This window comes from Clostridium sp. Cult3, from assembly GCF_021655115.1.
GTDB lineage: Bacteria > Bacillota > Clostridia > Tissierellales > Tepidimicrobiaceae > PPXY01.
In genome coordinates this window covers 17,059-34,470 of the sequence record NZ_PPXY01000005.1, presented here as the reverse complement: position 1 = coordinate 34,470, position 17,412 = coordinate 17,059, and the positions used below count along the sequence as shown (strand labels likewise).

Sequence of the window (17,412 nt, the reverse complement as noted above, 5' to 3'; positions counted from 1 at the left end):
CATGGCTATTAATGCTTCTTTTAGTGGTTCTGGTTCTCCTAATATAGTTAGTACTGTCCTATTGAAATCGTGTTCTGGTTCTACACTTACTAGGGTTACCCCTTCCTTATTTCTCACTTCATCGGCAATAGCGTCTATTACCTCTTGTCTTCTTCCTTCACTAAAGTTTGGCACTGCTAAAATATATTGTTTTGCCATTATGTTACCTCCTTTAATAATGATTCGCTATCATATCATAGCATAAAGTATTTAACTTTTCTTTGTTAATATTCTATAAAATTTAGAACCTTTTTAAGGTATCCTTCATGTGTATAAGTTCACCTTGGTTCTTAATTAACAATATTTCTGATATTATGCTAACAGCTATCTCTTCAGGCGTTTCGTTGGATAGCTTAAGTCCAATAGGAGCATAGGCTTTATCTAACTGTTCTTGGGCTATGCCCTTATCCTTTAAATTGTTCATCATGGTTATTACTTTTTTCTTAGAACCCATAGCACCAATATATTTGGCATCACTGCCTACTACTACTTCTAAACATTCCTCATCATAGGCATGACCTCGAGTGACTATAGTTATATAGGTGTTGTCATCTATAGGATAATCCTTTAGATTATCCCTCATATCCCCAAGGACTAATTCACTAGCCTTAGGAAACCTATCCTTAGTTAAAAACTCCTCCCTATCTTCAAATACTACTATATCAAAATCTAACAAAGCTGCCATCTCATATATTGCATAGCCTACATGACCTCCACCAGCTATCAGTAATTTAGGCCTATTCTTATATACCTCTATAAATACATCTACTTCTCCACCACAGATCATCTCTACCCCTTCTGCATTCAAGGGAAGATGAACCCTATGGCTTTTGCCGTCATCTATAGCTTCAAGGCATAGCTCTATAACTCGCTTTTCCAAGGAACCACCACCAACGGTACCATATGTGCTACCATCTGCTAACACCACCATCTTAGCTCCCGCTTCCCTTGGGGTAGACCCCTTAGCATCTATAATAGTTGCAATGGCTAATTCCTTTCCCCTTTCCACTTCCTCTATAGCTTTCTTTACTATAAGCCTATCGTCCATATCCTATTCCCCTTTCCTTGATCAAATATAGTATTCCTTCAAGAACTCCTCCTCCTACGGCTCTAGCCTTGTCAGATATAGTAAAAGCATTTTCTACTTCTCCTCTCGGGTCTATATCTCCAATCTTTAGTCCTTCTTTAGCATATAATCCTTCCTTTAACATTCCCCTAAGGATACCACTGATTCTAGCTAATACTTTCTCTTCGCCAACTGTACATACTACATCCCCTTTTTCCACCTTATCCCCTATTTCACACAAGGGATTTACTATACCTTCGCCAGGAGCTCGAATTACCCTTTCTTCCCTAAAGCCCAAGGTGCTCCCAGGAATTCCCGTATTTTCTGCAGCTTTTCCTTCATATATAACCTTTCCTAGATTATGTCCTCTTTTGGATTCTACTACTAGGTCCACATCTACTCCAGCCTCAAATCCTGGGCCTATCCCTATAGTTATAGGTGCCATACCTCTATGGGTTCCTAAATTTACTTTGGCAAGAATAGCATCTACTAAGGCTATAGGTTCTAGTTCTTTTAATATTTCTCCTTTACTATCTATATATACGGGAACAGCGCCTTCATCTAGTATTCTCCATATATCATCTACATCTTCTGCTAATATTCCCTTTACACCTTCAATATTTACCTCTTTTTCATACACGGCTTCGCTAAAAGCAACGGTTCTTCTAATAGTTAAAGGCTTGCCTATTTCCAAAACCACCACCTTAAACCCTGCCTTATAAAGTCTATATATAATTCCTGAGGCTATATCGCCGCCTCCACGTACTACTACTATATCCATATCTTCACCTTCTCATCTAGGACAGGGAGAACCTGCCCCACTGTCCCATCTTTTATACTCTTCTTGTGTATCTATATCCAGTCCTAGCCTTTCATCATCTATATGTACTTTTCTTATTAAGGAAGGATTGTTTTTAATAATACTTCTTCCTCCCTTGTCCCCTTCTATATTCAACAGTTCCTTTCTAAGCCTATGGGAAAAAACAGTTGGCATTCCCCTTTTTCCATTATAATAAGGGACTAATATCTGGGCTTTACTGCATATATATTCTTGGATCAATTTATCTATAAGTTCCGTGGTGATAAAGGGCATATCTCCCATTAGAAACATATAGGCCTGGGAAGTCTTTGCTTCTTCAACTCCCAATTTCAATCCCTCCGACTGACCTAAATGAGCCCTTGGATTATATAGGGTTTTGATACCATACTTCTTGCCTATCCTCTTTACCTCATCAACCCTATAGACTAAGATCACCTCATCCAATCTAGACTCGACTGCCCTTTCAATGACCCTCTCCACCATAGGAACCCCGTCTATTTCCATCAATAGCTTGTCCCTATTCATCCTCTTAGAAAAACCTGAGGCTAGTATAATACCTGTGATCATATCCTCTCTCCTCAATAAAAACTACCACTTTGGATATCAGCTAATATAATACTACCTTCAAATCCTTTTTCTAGTAACTCTTTTCTTATGCTATATCCTTTCATCAGCGTATCTTGGTCGCCAACTTTGTTAAGTACCAAAATCTTATTTCCTATTGCTGATTTGAACAATCCCCTAGGGTGCAATGCTATCTTCACCATATCCTTCTGGTCCACTTGCTGTTGAAGATCCTTCCCCACTATATCTACAAATAGTCCTGGTCTATGGACTATTCGTTCAATAGGCTGACCTAAACAATCTATACCTATAATCCCAATAGTCCTAGTAGAATATTTGGATACTACTGGCTCGTGAGAAGCCATAGCTTTAATAGGTTTGTTCTTAGCTCCGTCAGCTTCTATTAATATGAAATCGAATAAACCTTCAAGTATCACTTCGTCCATATAGGCTAGAGAAAGCCCCCTTAGTTTTCCTTGTCTTACCTCTCTACCTAATATGGTGATACTGCCTTCTTTAGGATGAAAATCCTCTTCATATCTCCCTAAAAAATAGTAGTCATATTCTCCTTCTTTTGGATTATATATGGCGGTAGTAGTAGTAATAAGGACCTTCTTCCCTAAGGCCTTTAACTCCTGACCTAATTTAAATATGGTGGTGGTCTTTCCTCCTCCACCTACAAAGGATAATACTTCTTTTTTACCTATATCCAACCCTAATCCATCATATATATTCATAATAAATATCAACCCACTACATATTTTCAAGAAGGGTATCTAAGGATAATCCTACCTGATATAATTGTTTCTGCTCATCGGCTACCGTTAAAAATTTAAACATCTTTCCATCCTCTACCCTTACCTTAATAGGAGTAACCACATATTCCTTCTCTCCATTCTTTAAAGCAAGAAAGCTCCTGTCCACTTCATATAAATTGAAGCCTGTAGGATCATCATTGCTTCTATATCTTACAACTCCTGATGTATCGGCAATGCATATATCGTCCATTTCCGTAGTCTTTAGTAATTTATCTATAGCTTCGTCATCGATATTATTTTTCTTTACGTAATCCCTAATAGAGTAGGCTGCCTTTAGCATCTTCTCTTCCATAACCTTTCCTGCCACAAACTGCTGCATATCATATACATTGTCCATTATCTCATCCACTACTTCCTGTAGATACTGAGATCTACTGTGCTGTTCTAATACTTGGGCTGTAGTTTCCTCCATATGAGCAGCTATCTCCTGAGCAAAGCTTGTCACCTTATCTATATTGGTGGTTACCTCTTCTACCATCATATTGTGCTTACTTGTTACATCTTTGATGTCCTCAAGGCTGGTCTTCCCTGTATTCAAAGTATCTACAATGGTTTCAAATTCCCTACTAGTATCTTCCATAATGGAACAATTTTCGTCAGCATGTTCCATATCTTCTTCCATAAATTTAGTAATGGAGCTTATTTCATCCTTTAGGGTATATATAACTCCTTCGATCTTAGAGGAAACCTCCTCCGTCTCCTTAGCCAACTTTCCTACCTCCATAGCTACAATAGCAAAACCCTTGCCATGTTCTCCAGCCCTAGCAGCTTCGATAGATGCATTTAGGGAAAGCATATTGGTCTCCTTGGATATGGAGTTGATTAAATCTATCAAACCTACTATTTCATCTGAATAATCCTTTAATTTCAATACCTGCTTTGATGATCTACTGGTCATATCCCTAGATAGATTTATCCTTTCCTCTATATATTCAATATTTTCTATACCCTTTTGAGCTGTAGAGATAGAATCGGATATAAACTGGATCTTATCTATCATATCCTCTTCCACCTTCTCCAAGGATATAAGTATTTCCTGAGTAAGTTCATTGGTCTTGCTTAGCATATGAGCTTGTTCCACCGTATTAGAATCTGCCACTTCTACAGAAGAAGCTATGGATTCTGCTGAAGCTACACTTTCCTGGGATACGGCATTGAGCTTTTCACATATGTGGAAAATATCTGTAGATATTTCCACTTGAGTCTTTAAATTCTCCTTAATATTCTTAGTCAACTGATCCAGCTCTTCCTGTATCTCCACAGGTATAGCCATACCCTTGTACTTGGAAAAATCCATATGATTTAACTTGGATATATAGCTTTCTATACCTTTTAGTCTGTTTTTACCTAATTGTTTATATAGTATAGCTGCCAAGGCTATGGATAGAGCTAGTACCAAACCTAGGGTTAAATAGATATTCCCAGAATAGAAAACTACCAAGAAATTCAACATCATAAAGACCAATACTATCACAAGCAAATAGACAAAATCTTTTTTGTTTTTCACAGCGCATCTCCCTTCTGTCTTTTTAGGACTATAAGGACAGATCTATAAATTTAAATTCACTAACATCAAATAATCCCATATCCGTAACCTTAATATCTGGTATAACTGGCAGAGCAATAAAGGATAAAGTCATAAAAGGTTCTATATATTCATTTACTCCTAGTTCATCATAGGCTTTTTCTAACATTTGGTCCAACTTATCATTAACCCTATCTAAAGGTTCCTCTGACATAAGACCAGCAATAGTCAAAGGCAATGTATCCATTACTTCTCCCTTGGATATAAGGGTAATACCTCCTCCTACCCTTTGAAGTTCTTTAATAGCCAAGATCATATCCTTATCGTTGTCCCCTATAACTATTATATTATGAGAGTCGTGGGCTACGGTAGAGGCTATAGCCCCATTTTTGAGTCCAAATCCTTCTACTAATGCTAATCCTATATTTCCAGTTTTGTTGTGTCTTTCCACCACTGCTACCTTTAGTATATCATCAGAAGGCTTAAACTTGCCATCTTCCACCAATACTTCCCTTTCTACCTTCTCCGTAACCAAATTATGAGGTAGTAACTTAATTATATTGGCCCTATTCCCTTTAAGTTCTATCTGCAGATCCTTTACTTCAACTTCTTTGATGTTTACCGTATTCTTCATAAGTATATTATCCCTATTTTCCAGTTGGAATAAAGCTTTGTTATCCTTGCCCATTAGTTCTCCAGCCTTATATACCTCCAGTATATTGAAATCCTCTAGATTATCAACAACCACCATGTCTGCTACATAACCTGGAGCAATTGCACCTTTACCTCTTAAGCCATAGCATTCTGCTGCATTTAATGATGCCATCTTTATACAATCTATAGGATCTACTCCCGCTTTTATGGCTAATCGTATATTGTGATCGATACTACCATCCTTTAATAGATCCGATGGATGTTTATCATCAGTACAGAATATACATCGTCTTAAATTGTCTTTATCTACAGCTTTTATCAACTCTGGCAAATTCCTAGCTGCTGAACCTTGCCTGATATGGATGTACATGCCTAGTCTTAATCTATCCATCATCTCTTCCACTGTAGAACACTCATGTTCCGTATCGATGCCTCCTACTACATAAGCATTTAACTCTTTGTCCTTAATTACTGGCCCGTGGCCATCTATTACATGGTCTTTGAAAAGGGTTAATTTCTCCAACACCCATTTATCACCATTTACAACTCCTGGATAATTCATCATCTCCCCTAGACCTAGTACCCTTTCTTCCTCCATCAACTCCTTTAGGTCTTCTGCTTGAAGAACTGCTCCAGAGTTTTCAAAGGGAGTAGCTGGTACACAGCTAGGTAACATTACATACACATCTAAGGGTAAATCTTCACTTTCTTCCAATATATATCTTATACCATCTAATCCCTTTACATTGGCAATTTCATGGGGATCTGCAATTATAGTAGTAACTCCCCTAGGAACTATTGCCTTAGCAAATTGAGCAGGAGTTACCATTGAGGATTCTATATGAACATGTCCATCTATAAAGGCAGGAGATAGATATTTTCCTTTTAAGTCTACCTCCTCCTGGCCACTATATTCTCCAATCCCTACGATCTTTCCATTATATACAGCCACATCTCCTTCTATTATCTCATTGGTAAACACATTGACTATATTGGCATTTTTGAACACTAAGGGAGCCTTTTCGTCTCCCTTAGCAATTTTAATCATTTTCCAAAGCATTATTTGCTTCCACCTCCATTGGCCTCATCCAAGGCTTTCCTCAACTTCTCCGGTGTAACAGGTAGTTCTTTAATCCTTACCCCTGTAGCATCATATATGGCATTTAATATAGCTGGTGCCACAGGTATCATAACTGGCTCTCCAATGCCCTTAGCTCCGTAGGGAGCTGTTGACTCTGGTTCCTCCACCATTATATTTTCTACATCTATCATATCCATGGCTGTAGGAATTAGATATCGGGAAAATTTATTGCTTTTTATATGACCCTTATCTAGTTTTAAATCCTCGAATAAAGCATATCCCAAGGCCATAGCAAAGCCACCATCCATTTGGCCTTCAACTAGATGAGGATTTACGGCTCTACCTACATCCTGAGCAAATACTGCATCTAATATTTCTACTTGGCCAGTTAGGGTGTTTACTTCCAATTCTATTCCACAAGCATTGAAGGTGTAGGGCCAGTAGGGAGCTCCTTGTCCCGTTTCTGGATCCATTTCTACCGTTTGAGCTATAAACTCCCCTTCTACTTCGATGATACCATCACCATATTTATCTGCTAACTCCTTAAAGGATATTCGTTTCTCCGGGAAGAATTCTAAGTATATTTCTCCCTTTTCCATCTTCAATCCATGGGTGGAATTTAGTCTCAATTCCTTTTGAGCAATCTCAATCAATCTATCCTTAAAGTTTTCACAAGCCTTCTTTATAGCATTTCCCGTATTGTAGGTTTGACGACTGGCTGCTGCCGTACCTGAATCTGGCATAAGACTAGTATCCTCCGATATAAGCAATATATCCTCCATAGAAATAGATAAAGTCTCTGCCCCTATTTGAGGGAGGGCTGTCTTGGCTCCTTGACCTACTTCCGTACCTCCTACATATATGCCTACTTTTCCATCTTCATGTAGTTTAACCTTTGCCTTAGACACATCAGGAAACCCATTGCCATATCCTGTACCATAGAAGGATACGCCAATTCCTCTACCACGTTTTATCATTTTGCCCCCTCCTCTCTAGGATAAAATTCCATCTTCTTTGCCACTTCCTTTATACAAGCCTCTACAGGCACTGACTCCGTCAATACCTGCCCTGTTGCCGTAACAGAACCTTGTCTAAATATATTTAACATCCTTATAGATACTGGATCCATGCCTAATTTTTCTGCTAATATATCCATCTGTTGTTCATGGGCTATAGGCACTTGAGTAGCACCGAAACCTCTCATAGCTCCAGCATATGGATTGTTTGTGTAGACTGCATAACTATCTACTACTACATTGGGTATATAATAAGGTCCAGTTATATGGACTCCTGCTTTCCTCAGTACATTAGGTGCCCATGAAGCATAAGCTCCTGTATCCCCTATGATCTCAGCCTTCATAGCTAACAATTTTCCGTCCTTATCTGCTCCCGTCTTACATTTCATGATCATAGGATGTCTTTTAGAATGGGCAATAAAGGATTCTTCTCTGGAGTAGACTACCTTTACAGGTCTCTTTAGAGTATTAGCTGCCAAAGCTAAATGGATTTGCAAACTAATATCCTCTCGTCCTCCAAAGGCTCCCCCTATATTGGTATTTATTATCCTTACTTCTTCTTCCTTTAAATTAAGAGCACTAGCTACTTCCTCCCTGTCATAATGGGGATATTGGGTAGCCACCATAACCGTAACCCTACCTTCTTCGTCTATATAAGCAACCCCTGCCTCTGGTTGTAAGAAGGCGTGCTCTACCATATGGGTTTTGTAGGTATTCTCTGCAATTACATAGCTATTCTTAAAGCTTTCTTCTATATCTCCCCGTCTTATCTTGTAGTGATACATTATATTACTGCCTTCATGAACTTTTGGTGCATTTTCATCCATAGCAGCTTCTGGATCAAATATACCTTCTAGTTCTTCGTAATCAACCTTTATCTTCTCTAAAGCTAGTTTACAAGCCTCTTCTGATTCTCCTACTACAAAAGCAATAGGATCTCCTATCCTTCTAACCTTCTTTTCACAAAATACTTCATGGTCCTTAAACACCACTCCATGACTATTATTAGGTACGTCCTTATAGGTGAATATTTTAATAACACCATCTATTTTTTCTGCTTCACTAATATCTATATCTATATAGGCATGGGGCAATTTGGACCTTAAGGTTTTCCCATAGACCATATTATCCATATATATATCTTGAGGATATAGGGCCTTTCCCGTAACCTTACTATAGGCATCGGTCCTAATGATATCCTTACCTACTACATCCAACTTCATTATTTCCCCTCCTCTATATATTTTATGGCCAATTCCACAGCATCTACTATCTTGTTGTACCCAGTACATCTACATAAATTTCCGGAAATTCCTTCCCTTATTTCTTCTCTGGTAGGATTGGGATTCTTATCCAGTAATGCTTTCGCTGACAGGATCATTCCAGGAGTACAAAATCCACATTGAACAGCTCCTGCATCTATAAATGCCTGTTGAATAGGGTGGGGCTTGCCATCCTCTTCCAATCCTTCTATAGTCAAAATTTCGCTACCATGGGCTTGAAAAGCCATAACCAAACAAGAAGTGACCGTTTCTCCATCCATTATTACAGTACAGGCACCACATTCTCCTTCGCCACAGCCCTCTTTAGTCCCAAGTAATCCTAGCTCATCTCGAAGTAAATCTATAAGTCTTGTATTCTCATCTATATTTAAGCTATAGTCCTTTCCATTAACCTTTAGTTGAATCTCCTTCATAGTCTCACCTCATTTAAATATTCCATGGCTTCTTTTAAGGCTTCCTTTAACATACTATCTACAGCCTCTCGCTTATATGGAAAAGTAGATCTTCCAGCTAATCTTTTCTCCATAGCCTCCTGTAGCACTAGAATTCCTTCATCAATTGTTGCCTCATCCAACTTTTTACCCGTAAGGAATTGTTCTAGCTCTGATTCCCTCATAGGATATTTGCCCAAGGAACCACTAGCCACTTCTATGGTTTTTACCTTACCTTCATCATCTAATTCTAGCAATGTAGCTATAGATAATCTGGATATAGCTAAAGCCTTCCTAAGGCCTAATTTGGAAAAGCTTAATACTTGACCATCTTTAGGCTTCTTAAAACGGATGCCTACCAACAGTTCATCAGCCTTAATCTTTGCATCCTCATCCTTATAATAGTCCTCTAAGCCAATTTCCCTTGTTCCTCTTACACTTTTCAATATAAGGGTGGAGTTCAAACAGATTAAAGGAGGAATGGAGTCAGCAGCAGGAGAACCATTGGCAATATTGCCACCTAGTGTACCTTTGTTTCTGATTTGAGGAGAACCTACCATATGACAAGCTTTCTTTAATCCACATAAGTTTCCGTCAAACAATGGGCTTTCCACTACCTGAGTAAAGCTTACCCCAGCACCAATTTCCATATACTCTCCTTCATCCTTTATGGTCTTAAGTTCTTCTATACTAGATATATCTATCAATACCTTAGGGTCTATTTTCTCATTTCTCAAATCGATAACTATATCTGTTCCTCCAGCTATTATCTTTGCTTCTTTGTCGTATTCTCCCAATAGTTCTACTACTTCATCTATACTTTTTCCTTTGTAAACTTCCTCCAATGCCATTTTTAAAACCTCCTCTACATAAAACCTTTAGAAATGCCGCCTCCCTCTGGAAGCTCCTTCGGAAGGCGGCTTGTGTTTATTTGTTTATATACCGGCTATATTTTTCAATATGAATAGTATGGCCAATACATACATAACACCAGATATGTCCTCTCTTTTGCCAGTTATTAATTTTAATAATACATAGGATACCATACCGAATACTATACCTTCTGCAATACTATAGGCAAAAGGCATCATAACTATAGTTAAAAATGCTGGTATTGCTTCTGTAAAATCTTCTAGATCTATTTCCTTGATTGGGCTCATCATGAATAATCCTACTAAAATAAGAGCTGGTGCTGTTGCTTCTCCTGGTATCATTCCGAATACTGGTGAGAAGAATAATGCTAAGAAAAACATCCCTGCTGCAGATAATGCTGTAAGACCAGTCCTTCCACCATCAGCTACTCCTGAAGCAGACTCTACATAGGTAGTTACTGTACTAGTTCCTAGACAAGCACCTGCTACAGTACCTACAGCATCTGCCATTAAAGCTTGGCTAACTTTTGGAAGTTTGCCTTCTTCATCTAACATATCTGCCTTAGAAGCTACCCCTACTAGAGTTCCTACTGTATCGAATACGTCAACAAATAAGAAGGTAAATACTACTACTAACATCTCCCATGAGAATATGTTTTCCCATTCAAACTGAAAAGCTACTTGGGATACAGATGGTGGTGCTTTAAACACTGCGCCTGGAAGCTCAGTTATTCCCATTGGAATACCTATTATAGTAGCTGCTAATATTCCAATCAATAAAGCTCCCTTAACATTTTTAGCTAACAATACTCCCATTATAAGTAAACCTAATAGTGCCAAAAGTGGTCCTTTGGTTGTTAAATCCCCTAGTCCTAATATAGTGCCATCTCCAGTTTCTATTATTCCAGCGTTTACAAAACCAATCAGTGCAATGAATAGTCCAATACCTACGGATACTGCCTTTTTTAAATTCATAGGAATTGCGTCAAATATAGCTTCTCTTACTTTAAATGCTGAAAGTAATATAAATATAATCCCTTCTAAAAATACTGCTGTGAGTGCAAATTGCCAAGATTTTCCCATCCCTAAAACAACAGAATAAGTAAAGAATGCATTAAGCCCCATACCTGGTGCTAATACAAAAGGATAGTTGGCATAAAAGGCCATTATCAGTGTAGCTATTATTGCAGATACAGCTGTGGCGGTAAATACTCCACCCCAATCCATTCCCGCTTCTGATAATATGCTAGGATTGACTATTAATATATAAGCCATAGTCATAAAACTAGTAATCCCAGCAAAAATTTCCGTCTTAGCGTCGGTGCCATGCTCGCTAAGCTTAAAACGTCTTTCCAAGAATCCATTATTACCTTCTGCTTTACTAGACATATAAATCCCCCTTAAATTTGATTTTTTAAAACACTATCCTCCTTTCATAAAATATATATTTAATGAAGATCTGGTGGACAGTAGGGACGGTCCCCCTGTCCCATTTACCGTCCTATACCAAGACCTTAATTAAATGCTCATTTAAATTGCAATATATTCTACTCAATTACTGGGGAAAGAATTTCAAAATTGTTTACATCTACAAGGCCTTTGTCGGTAATCTTCCATATAGGCGATGTAGATAATGCTAGGAATGATAGATGCATAAATGGTGCGTGTATTTTACAACCTAATTCTTCATCAACTATTCTCTCTAGTTCTGCAATCTTTTCGCTAACTTCATGGCCTGTTAGTTCGTCAGTTATTAGTCCACCTACTGGTAATCTCATCTCCCCTAATACTCTACCTCTATTGGCTATAGCTAATCCTCCACCCATTTCTATAACTTGATTTACAGCTAAAGTCATATCCCTATAGTTGGTACCAACTACCATTATATTGTGGGTGTCGTGGCCTACGGATTCAGCAAAAGCTCCATCCCTCATGCCAAAGCCTTTTACAAAAGCCTTGCCAATATTTCCTGTCCTGCCATATCTTTCTACACAAGCTATTCCTAAAGTATCGGTAGACACATCAGGTTCAGCGACTCCATTGTGTACTTTTACTGTTTCTTCTAATTTTCCTGTTAAGTTTTGATCTGGTATTACTTCTATACATCTAACTCTCGCTGTTGTTCCTTCAGCTTCTATTTGTAGATCCTTTTCAGTTATTGGATCAATCCTTACAGAGTTTTTCACCTCTGGTGGGTAAGTGTATTTAGGTAGATCTATTAGAAGTTCACCCTTTGAAGCTACTAGTTTACCATCTATAAATACTCCATCTACAGTCATCTCATTTAAGTCATCTATAACTACCACATCTGCTGCCTTGCCAGGAGCTAGTACTCCTACATGGTCAAGACCAAAGTAGGTAGCTGGGTTTATAGTAACCATCTGTATAGCTTCAACTGGATCTACACCTTGTCTAATAGTTCTTCGTACAATTTCATTCATATGACCTAGAGTTTCTAGGTCAGCTGCTACCATATCATCAGTAGCTAGTATACATCTTCTAGAATCCATGCCTTCTTCAGTTACAGCTCTAATACACTCAGCCATATTCTTCTGAGTAGAGCCTTCCCTCATAAATAGGTACACTCCTTGTCTCAACTTCTCCATAGCTTCTTCCTTGGTAGTAGTCTCATGACAGGAACATCTTCCTCCTGTAGATATAATATGAGCTGCCAATTCATTACCAAATAGTTCTGGCGCATTTCCATCTACTACCATACCCTTGGAGCGAGCATACATAGTCGAAGCCACTAGGTCTGTAACTATCTCAGGTGTATTTCTATAAACATGCTTTACATTACTAAACCCTTGTAGCTCACCTATTCCTATTATATGTTTGTAATTTAGCAAATCTTCCATATCTTTCGATGTAATATCTACTCCAGCAGTCTCTAAGTCTGGGCAATCTGGAGTCAATGCTGGTACTACTAATTTAACTTTATTAGGTACCGAATCTATCTCGTCAGCCATAGCCTTCATACCAACAGCTCCTAAAGCATTGCCTATCTCATGAGGATCTGCTACTAGGGTAGTAGTGCCTGATGGAATTGAAAGCCTGGAAAATTCCGTTATAGTAAGCATACTGGACTCAAAATGCATATGAGAATCTATGAAACCTGGGGATAGATACTTTCCTCTAACATCTATTACCAATGTATCTGGTCCGATTAAATCTCTACAATCTCCTACTAATGCTATATATTCACCTTTAATGGCAATATCGGCTTTATAAACTTCTCTAGTGATAACATTTACCACTTCACCATCGTATAGGACAACATCAGCAAATTCCTTGTCGCTCATCAATACATCTATTAGATTCCTATACTCCATTGCCATCTTAATATATTTTGTATCCAAGTTATTCCTCCTTTCCCTTTATACAATTCACATATCACAGTTGTTTGGGGCATGGGGAACTATTCCTACTGTCCCATTAACCATCATGAACATCCATTTCATCTATTATACCTACAATAGAAACATCTATGGGAGAATCCATCTTTCTAGCTGCAATTCGAGCAGCAGTACCTTTACTGTATAATACCAGCTCGCCAATACCTGCTCCTACTGTATCTACAGCAATCAATGGTTCTCCTATAGGTTTTAAATCCATATTTAGGGGCTGGGTAATCATTAGCTTTGTCCCTACTAAGTTTTCGTCTTTTCTAGTTGCTACTACCGTTCCAATCACTTTTCCTATATACAATTTAATCCGCCCCCTATCCTTCTATTTCAATATCAATGCCTAATTCTCTAGCCTTATCCCTCGCCAAAGGAGTTACAATACTCCCTTTAGGCAATATCAAAGCCTTACCTTTTGGGGAAAGTTCTACTAGATCCCTTTCCGTTATCACCTGTTTAGAAGTATAGTTCTTGTTCCCAATCTCTTTAACACTAGGGATATCCTGCTCAGTTTTAATGCCTACTATCCTATCTAGATAATTGCCTTCTTCAATCTCTACAACTCCCATATCCTTTAAGTTGTTAATGTGATTCTCTATTTGCTTACTTATCCCTTTGTTTTCAGTTGGTCTGCCAAGATAATTGTTTACCGAAGCAAAGTCTAAATATACACCCTTACTCCTATAGAGGTAAGTCCATAGGATATTGGATACGAAGCTGTCCACCATTCCTAAAGACACCTTGGATAAAGTGTTCATAGTAATATTTGGCCCTATGACTTTAGAGTAGGAACTTGCAATCTCTTCCAACCTAAATATATCCTCTTCTCCATATATTTCAAATGGATTTAAGGAGTTCACTATGTTTTCCACATCCAATATCCTCTCTCCCATAAAGGAAAAGGCTAAAGATAAACTCATACCATGGCTTTCTAATTCCTTTAATTCTTCTATTTTTTTGTCCAAATCTATATTGGAACCGGTAAATACTACTAAAGCTTTATTATCCGAGTCAATATGACCCTTTCCATTTAGTTTTTTAGTAATATCCGCTAAAACATTTAAGGTTATCTTGTTTTTAGCCATTTAAAACACTCCAAGGTATTACTCATATTGTTTTAGTATAACTCTTTCAACCTCTGCATGTGGTCTTGGTATTACGTGTACTGAGTGAAGTTCTCCAACAGCTCTTGCTGCTTCTGCTCCAGCATCTACTGCTGCTTTAACTGCCCCTACATCTCCTCTAACCATTACAGTTACAAGACCGAAACCTATCTTTTCATAGCATACTAATGCAACATTAGCTGCTTTAACCATAGCATCTGCAGCCTCTATGGAACCTACTAATCCTTTTGTTTCAACTAGACCTAAAGCTTGACTCATCATTATTCCTCCTTATAAAATTATTTCTTTTTAGTTTTTGTTTCAGGTTTTTCTTCCTTTTTATCTTCTTTTTTATCCTTTTTTTCTTCTTTCTTTTGTTCTTCCTTATTTAAATTCTTGGAAAACTGTTCAATCAATTTATCCACCTCATCATGAGGTCTGGGAATCACATGACTAGCAGCAACTAAGCCTACCCTATTGGCAGCTTCTACTCCTGCATCTACGGCAGCCCTTACTGCAGCCACTTCTCCAGCAACTTGGATATTTACTCCAACAGCCTTTTCTACTCCAATAATCTTTTCTACTCCTATTAAGGTTACATCTGCGGCTTTGCTAGCTGCATCTAATGCAGCCACTGCAGTAGTAAGTCCTATGGCCTCAATAAGCCCCAATGCCTTTTGCATACTACACCTCCGTTCTAAGATTAACGGCTACCTTTAACCCTTTTTGCTATTTCATCTAGGCTTACCATAGTAGCTGTAGTATTACTTTCCTTAACTACTTTTTCGCCCTTTATCAGGTTCTGTATCATACCTTGTTCCTTAGGGGTTAAATTGCTAACCTTCTTTTCTGAGCCAACCTTATTAGTAAAATTAGATCTGTCAATTCTGTTGACATTATCACTGGTTTTTTCATTGCTTCTCTCATTACCTTTATAATCCTTTTTTATTTCACCAGCAACTGTATCCAATTTTTTAAGGTTTAAATTGTCCATTTTGCCCTTTGAACCACTATCTCTACCAGGGTTAGTTTTTTTAGCTACATTATTCATTACTACCCTAGCTAATGGGTTGACCATATTATTTCACCACCGTAAAATCAAAATATTTTATCCACTTCATCATGAGGTCTTGGAATTACATTGGCTGAAACTACTTCTGCCACTTGTGCTGCCCTTACCTTACCACTTTCTACAGCTGCCTTTACTGCTCCTACATCTCCAGATACGGTAACGGAAACAAGGCCTGAACCTACAACCTGGAAATCTATAATCTCCACACTAGCAGCCTTAACCATGGTATCCGCAGCTTCGATAGCAGCTATCAAAGACCTGGTCTCAACCATACCTATAGCTTCTTTCATATTACCTCACCTTCTTTATCTTATATTTGGAAAATACTTACCTATATCTATATTTTCATACCCAGGAATCTCAGCTCTTTCAAATTCCACAGCCTTTTCTCCTAAGGGTTTGGTTGCATCTACGCCTACCTTGTCTGTCACCCCTCTTAAATCGTGGGATGGTTCCAAGGATGAACCTAATGCACCAGGGATCACTACCATATCTAGGCTGGCTTGAGCTCTAGTAGTAATAGCCCATTCTATATCCTGAACATCGAATATATCCACATCTCCATCTACTATAACTACCTGTTTCAAATCCTTATTAGAGCCTAAAGCCGCTATAATAGCAGATTTGCCGTCCCCTTCCTTCTGTTTGTTTATAGATGCAAAGGCGTTGAACCTATAGCCTCCACCTTCTGTTACATTTACATCTATTACATCTACCTGATTCTTTAAATAATTATATAATTCCACTTCCCTAATGAGTCCATTGGATACGTGCTCTTCTCTACAAGGAAATGCTCCTTGGAATATAGGATCATTCCTATGCATAACCGTATCTATCTCTATTATTGGATGAGGAGCCTGAGCACCATAATAACCCATCAATTCTCCAAAAGGACCTTCTAGTTCCCTCTTACCAGGCACTATTCTACCTTCTAGGACTATCTCCGCATAGGCTGGTACCAATAGATCTACCGATTCACATTTTACCAATTCCAAAGGTTCTCCCCTTAGAGCACTATCTATCTCGTATTTATCTACTCCGTAAGTGGCAGAAGGTACTTGACTTGCCATTAAAAACGGTGCATCATAACCTAGAATTATAGCTACTTCTAAGGGTTTGTTTTGCTTTTCCAATTCTAAAAAATCATTAGTTAACTTTGGTGATGCTATAAGGGCTGAAAGCTCATTTCTTCCATTTACCTGAAGTCTCCTTATAGAAGTAAAGTATTTTCCCGTTTCTGGATCCTTTACTACCATCACCCCTGCTGTAATAAATTGGCTAGAGTCCTTGCCTTGGAATTTAGGAATAGGTAAAATCCTAGGTAAATCGATGTTCCTTCTAATTATGTTTTCCTTTACAGGACCCCTATCCACTACCTTATAGGGTTGTGGGTTTGCAATGGCATCCATAAATCTAAACAGTCGGTCTTCATGGTTCATATGGAGTAGTTCGTATATTATATCCCTATCTCCATAAAGCCCTCCCGCTACCTTTACGGGACTTCCTTTAACTCGATTAAATAGTATGGGCTTTTTGTTCCTAAAATATTTGAGTACTGCTCCTAGTTCATATTCCGGGTCTACTTCTCTATCGCATTTTAATAGAGCTCCCATCCTATCCATTTCATCTAAGGTATACCTAAGCATTTGCCTTTCCAAACTATC

19 protein-coding genes and 1 pseudogene are annotated in these 17,412 nt (G+C 38.2%); all 20 read right to left on the bottom strand.

The window, feature by feature from the left end:
- A pseudogene (locus tag C3E88_RS01360) lies at positions 1 to 198 on the bottom strand (glutamate formimidoyltransferase); the annotation flags it as partial.
- A gap of 82 nt (positions 199 to 280) precedes the next feature.
- Positions 281 to 1,087 carry an XdhC family protein gene (locus C3E88_RS01355; protein ID WP_236908247.1) on the bottom strand — a complete coding sequence of 269 codons (807 nt, stop codon included), beginning with the start codon at positions 1,085 to 1,087 and terminating at the stop codon, positions 281 to 283.
- The gene (gene yqeB, locus C3E88_RS01350; RefSeq protein ID WP_236908246.1) at positions 1,077 to 1,886 is read right to left on the bottom strand and encodes a selenium-dependent molybdenum cofactor biosynthesis protein YqeB; all 810 of its coding nucleotides are present in this window, start codon (positions 1,884 to 1,886) and stop codon (positions 1,077 to 1,079) included. The genes C3E88_RS01355 and yqeB overlap by 11 nt, the downstream gene beginning before the upstream one ends.
- Before the next feature lie 12 nt (positions 1,887 to 1,898).
- Positions 1,899 to 2,492 (bottom strand): nucleotidyltransferase family protein, encoded by a 594-nt coding sequence (locus C3E88_RS01345; RefSeq protein ID WP_236908245.1) that lies wholly within the window; start codon positions 2,490 to 2,492, stop codon positions 1,899 to 1,901.
- Positions 2,493 to 2,503: 11 nt separating this feature from the next.
- Positions 2,504 to 3,226, bottom strand: coding sequence for a selenium cofactor biosynthesis protein YqeC (yqeC, locus tag C3E88_RS01340; RefSeq protein ID WP_236908244.1), 723 nt, complete (start codon positions 3,224 to 3,226; stop codon positions 2,504 to 2,506).
- A 16-nt stretch (positions 3,227 to 3,242) separates the two neighbouring features.
- Positions 3,243 to 4,814: a methyl-accepting chemotaxis protein gene (locus C3E88_RS12395; RefSeq protein ID WP_236908243.1), complete on the bottom strand. Its 1,572-nt coding sequence runs from the start codon at positions 4,812 to 4,814 to the stop codon at positions 3,243 to 3,245.
- Positions 4,815 to 4,842: 28 nt separating this feature from the next.
- Positions 4,843 to 6,546, bottom strand: a complete 1,704-nt coding sequence (gene ade / locus C3E88_RS01330; RefSeq protein ID WP_236908242.1) for an adenine deaminase — start codon at positions 6,544 to 6,546, stop codon at positions 4,843 to 4,845.
- On the bottom strand, positions 6,546 to 7,544 hold the full coding sequence (locus tag C3E88_RS12245) for a xanthine dehydrogenase family protein molybdopterin-binding subunit (protein WP_272878355.1): 999 nt from the start codon (positions 7,542 to 7,544) through the stop codon (positions 6,546 to 6,548). Before C3E88_RS12245 ends, ade (C3E88_RS01330) begins: the two co-directional genes overlap by 1 nt.
- Positions 7,541 to 8,806 (bottom strand): xanthine dehydrogenase family protein molybdopterin-binding subunit, encoded by a 1,266-nt coding sequence (locus C3E88_RS12240; protein WP_272878354.1) that lies wholly within the window; start codon positions 8,804 to 8,806, stop codon positions 7,541 to 7,543. The genes C3E88_RS12245 and C3E88_RS12240 overlap by 4 nt, the downstream gene beginning before the upstream one ends.
- Positions 8,806 to 9,279, bottom strand: coding sequence for a (2Fe-2S)-binding protein (locus C3E88_RS01320; RefSeq protein WP_236908241.1), 474 nt, complete (start codon positions 9,277 to 9,279; stop codon positions 8,806 to 8,808). Before C3E88_RS01320 ends, C3E88_RS12240 begins: the two co-directional genes overlap by 1 nt.
- Positions 9,276 to 10,148 (bottom strand): FAD binding domain-containing protein, encoded by an 873-nt coding sequence (locus C3E88_RS01315; RefSeq protein WP_236908240.1) that lies wholly within the window; start codon positions 10,146 to 10,148, stop codon positions 9,276 to 9,278. Before C3E88_RS01315 ends, C3E88_RS01320 begins: the two co-directional genes overlap by 4 nt.
- Positions 10,149 to 10,232: 84 nt before the next feature.
- On the bottom strand, positions 10,233 to 11,525 hold the full coding sequence (locus C3E88_RS01310) for an NCS2 family permease (RefSeq protein WP_236908248.1): 1,293 nt from the start codon (positions 11,523 to 11,525) through the stop codon (positions 10,233 to 10,235).
- A 191-nt stretch (positions 11,526 to 11,716) separates the two neighbouring features.
- On the bottom strand, positions 11,717 to 13,528 hold the full coding sequence (ade, locus tag C3E88_RS01305; protein ID WP_236908239.1) for an adenine deaminase: 1,812 nt from the start codon (positions 13,526 to 13,528) through the stop codon (positions 11,717 to 11,719).
- A 76-nt stretch (positions 13,529 to 13,604) separates the two neighbouring features.
- The gene (locus C3E88_RS01300; RefSeq protein ID WP_236908238.1) at positions 13,605 to 13,877 is read right to left on the bottom strand and encodes a EutN/CcmL family microcompartment protein; all 273 of its coding nucleotides are present in this window, start codon (positions 13,875 to 13,877) and stop codon (positions 13,605 to 13,607) included.
- Positions 13,878 to 13,890: 13 nt separating this feature from the next.
- Positions 13,891 to 14,658 (bottom strand): hypothetical protein, encoded by a 768-nt coding sequence (locus tag C3E88_RS01295; RefSeq protein WP_236908237.1) that lies wholly within the window; start codon positions 14,656 to 14,658, stop codon positions 13,891 to 13,893.
- A gap of 18 nt (positions 14,659 to 14,676) precedes the next feature.
- Positions 14,677 to 14,958: a BMC domain-containing protein gene (locus tag C3E88_RS01290; protein ID WP_236908236.1), complete on the bottom strand. Its 282-nt coding sequence runs from the start codon at positions 14,956 to 14,958 to the stop codon at positions 14,677 to 14,679.
- A 17-nt stretch (positions 14,959 to 14,975) separates the two neighbouring features.
- Complete coding sequence (locus C3E88_RS01285; protein ID WP_336513048.1) at positions 14,976 to 15,359, bottom strand: BMC domain-containing protein; 384 nt, start codon at positions 15,357 to 15,359, stop codon at positions 14,976 to 14,978.
- Between the two features lie 20 nt (positions 15,360 to 15,379).
- Positions 15,380 to 15,754, bottom strand: a complete 375-nt coding sequence (locus C3E88_RS01280; RefSeq protein ID WP_236908235.1) for a hypothetical protein — start codon at positions 15,752 to 15,754, stop codon at positions 15,380 to 15,382.
- A gap of 20 nt (positions 15,755 to 15,774) precedes the next feature.
- Complete coding sequence (locus C3E88_RS01275) at positions 15,775 to 16,038, bottom strand: BMC domain-containing protein (protein WP_236908234.1); 264 nt, start codon at positions 16,036 to 16,038, stop codon at positions 15,775 to 15,777.
- A 15-nt stretch (positions 16,039 to 16,053) separates the two neighbouring features.
- Entirely contained in the window at positions 16,054 to 17,406 is a 1,353-nt protein-coding gene (locus C3E88_RS01270) for a UbiD family decarboxylase (protein WP_236908233.1), read from the bottom strand.
- Between the last annotated feature and the right edge of the window lie 6 nt (positions 17,407 to 17,412).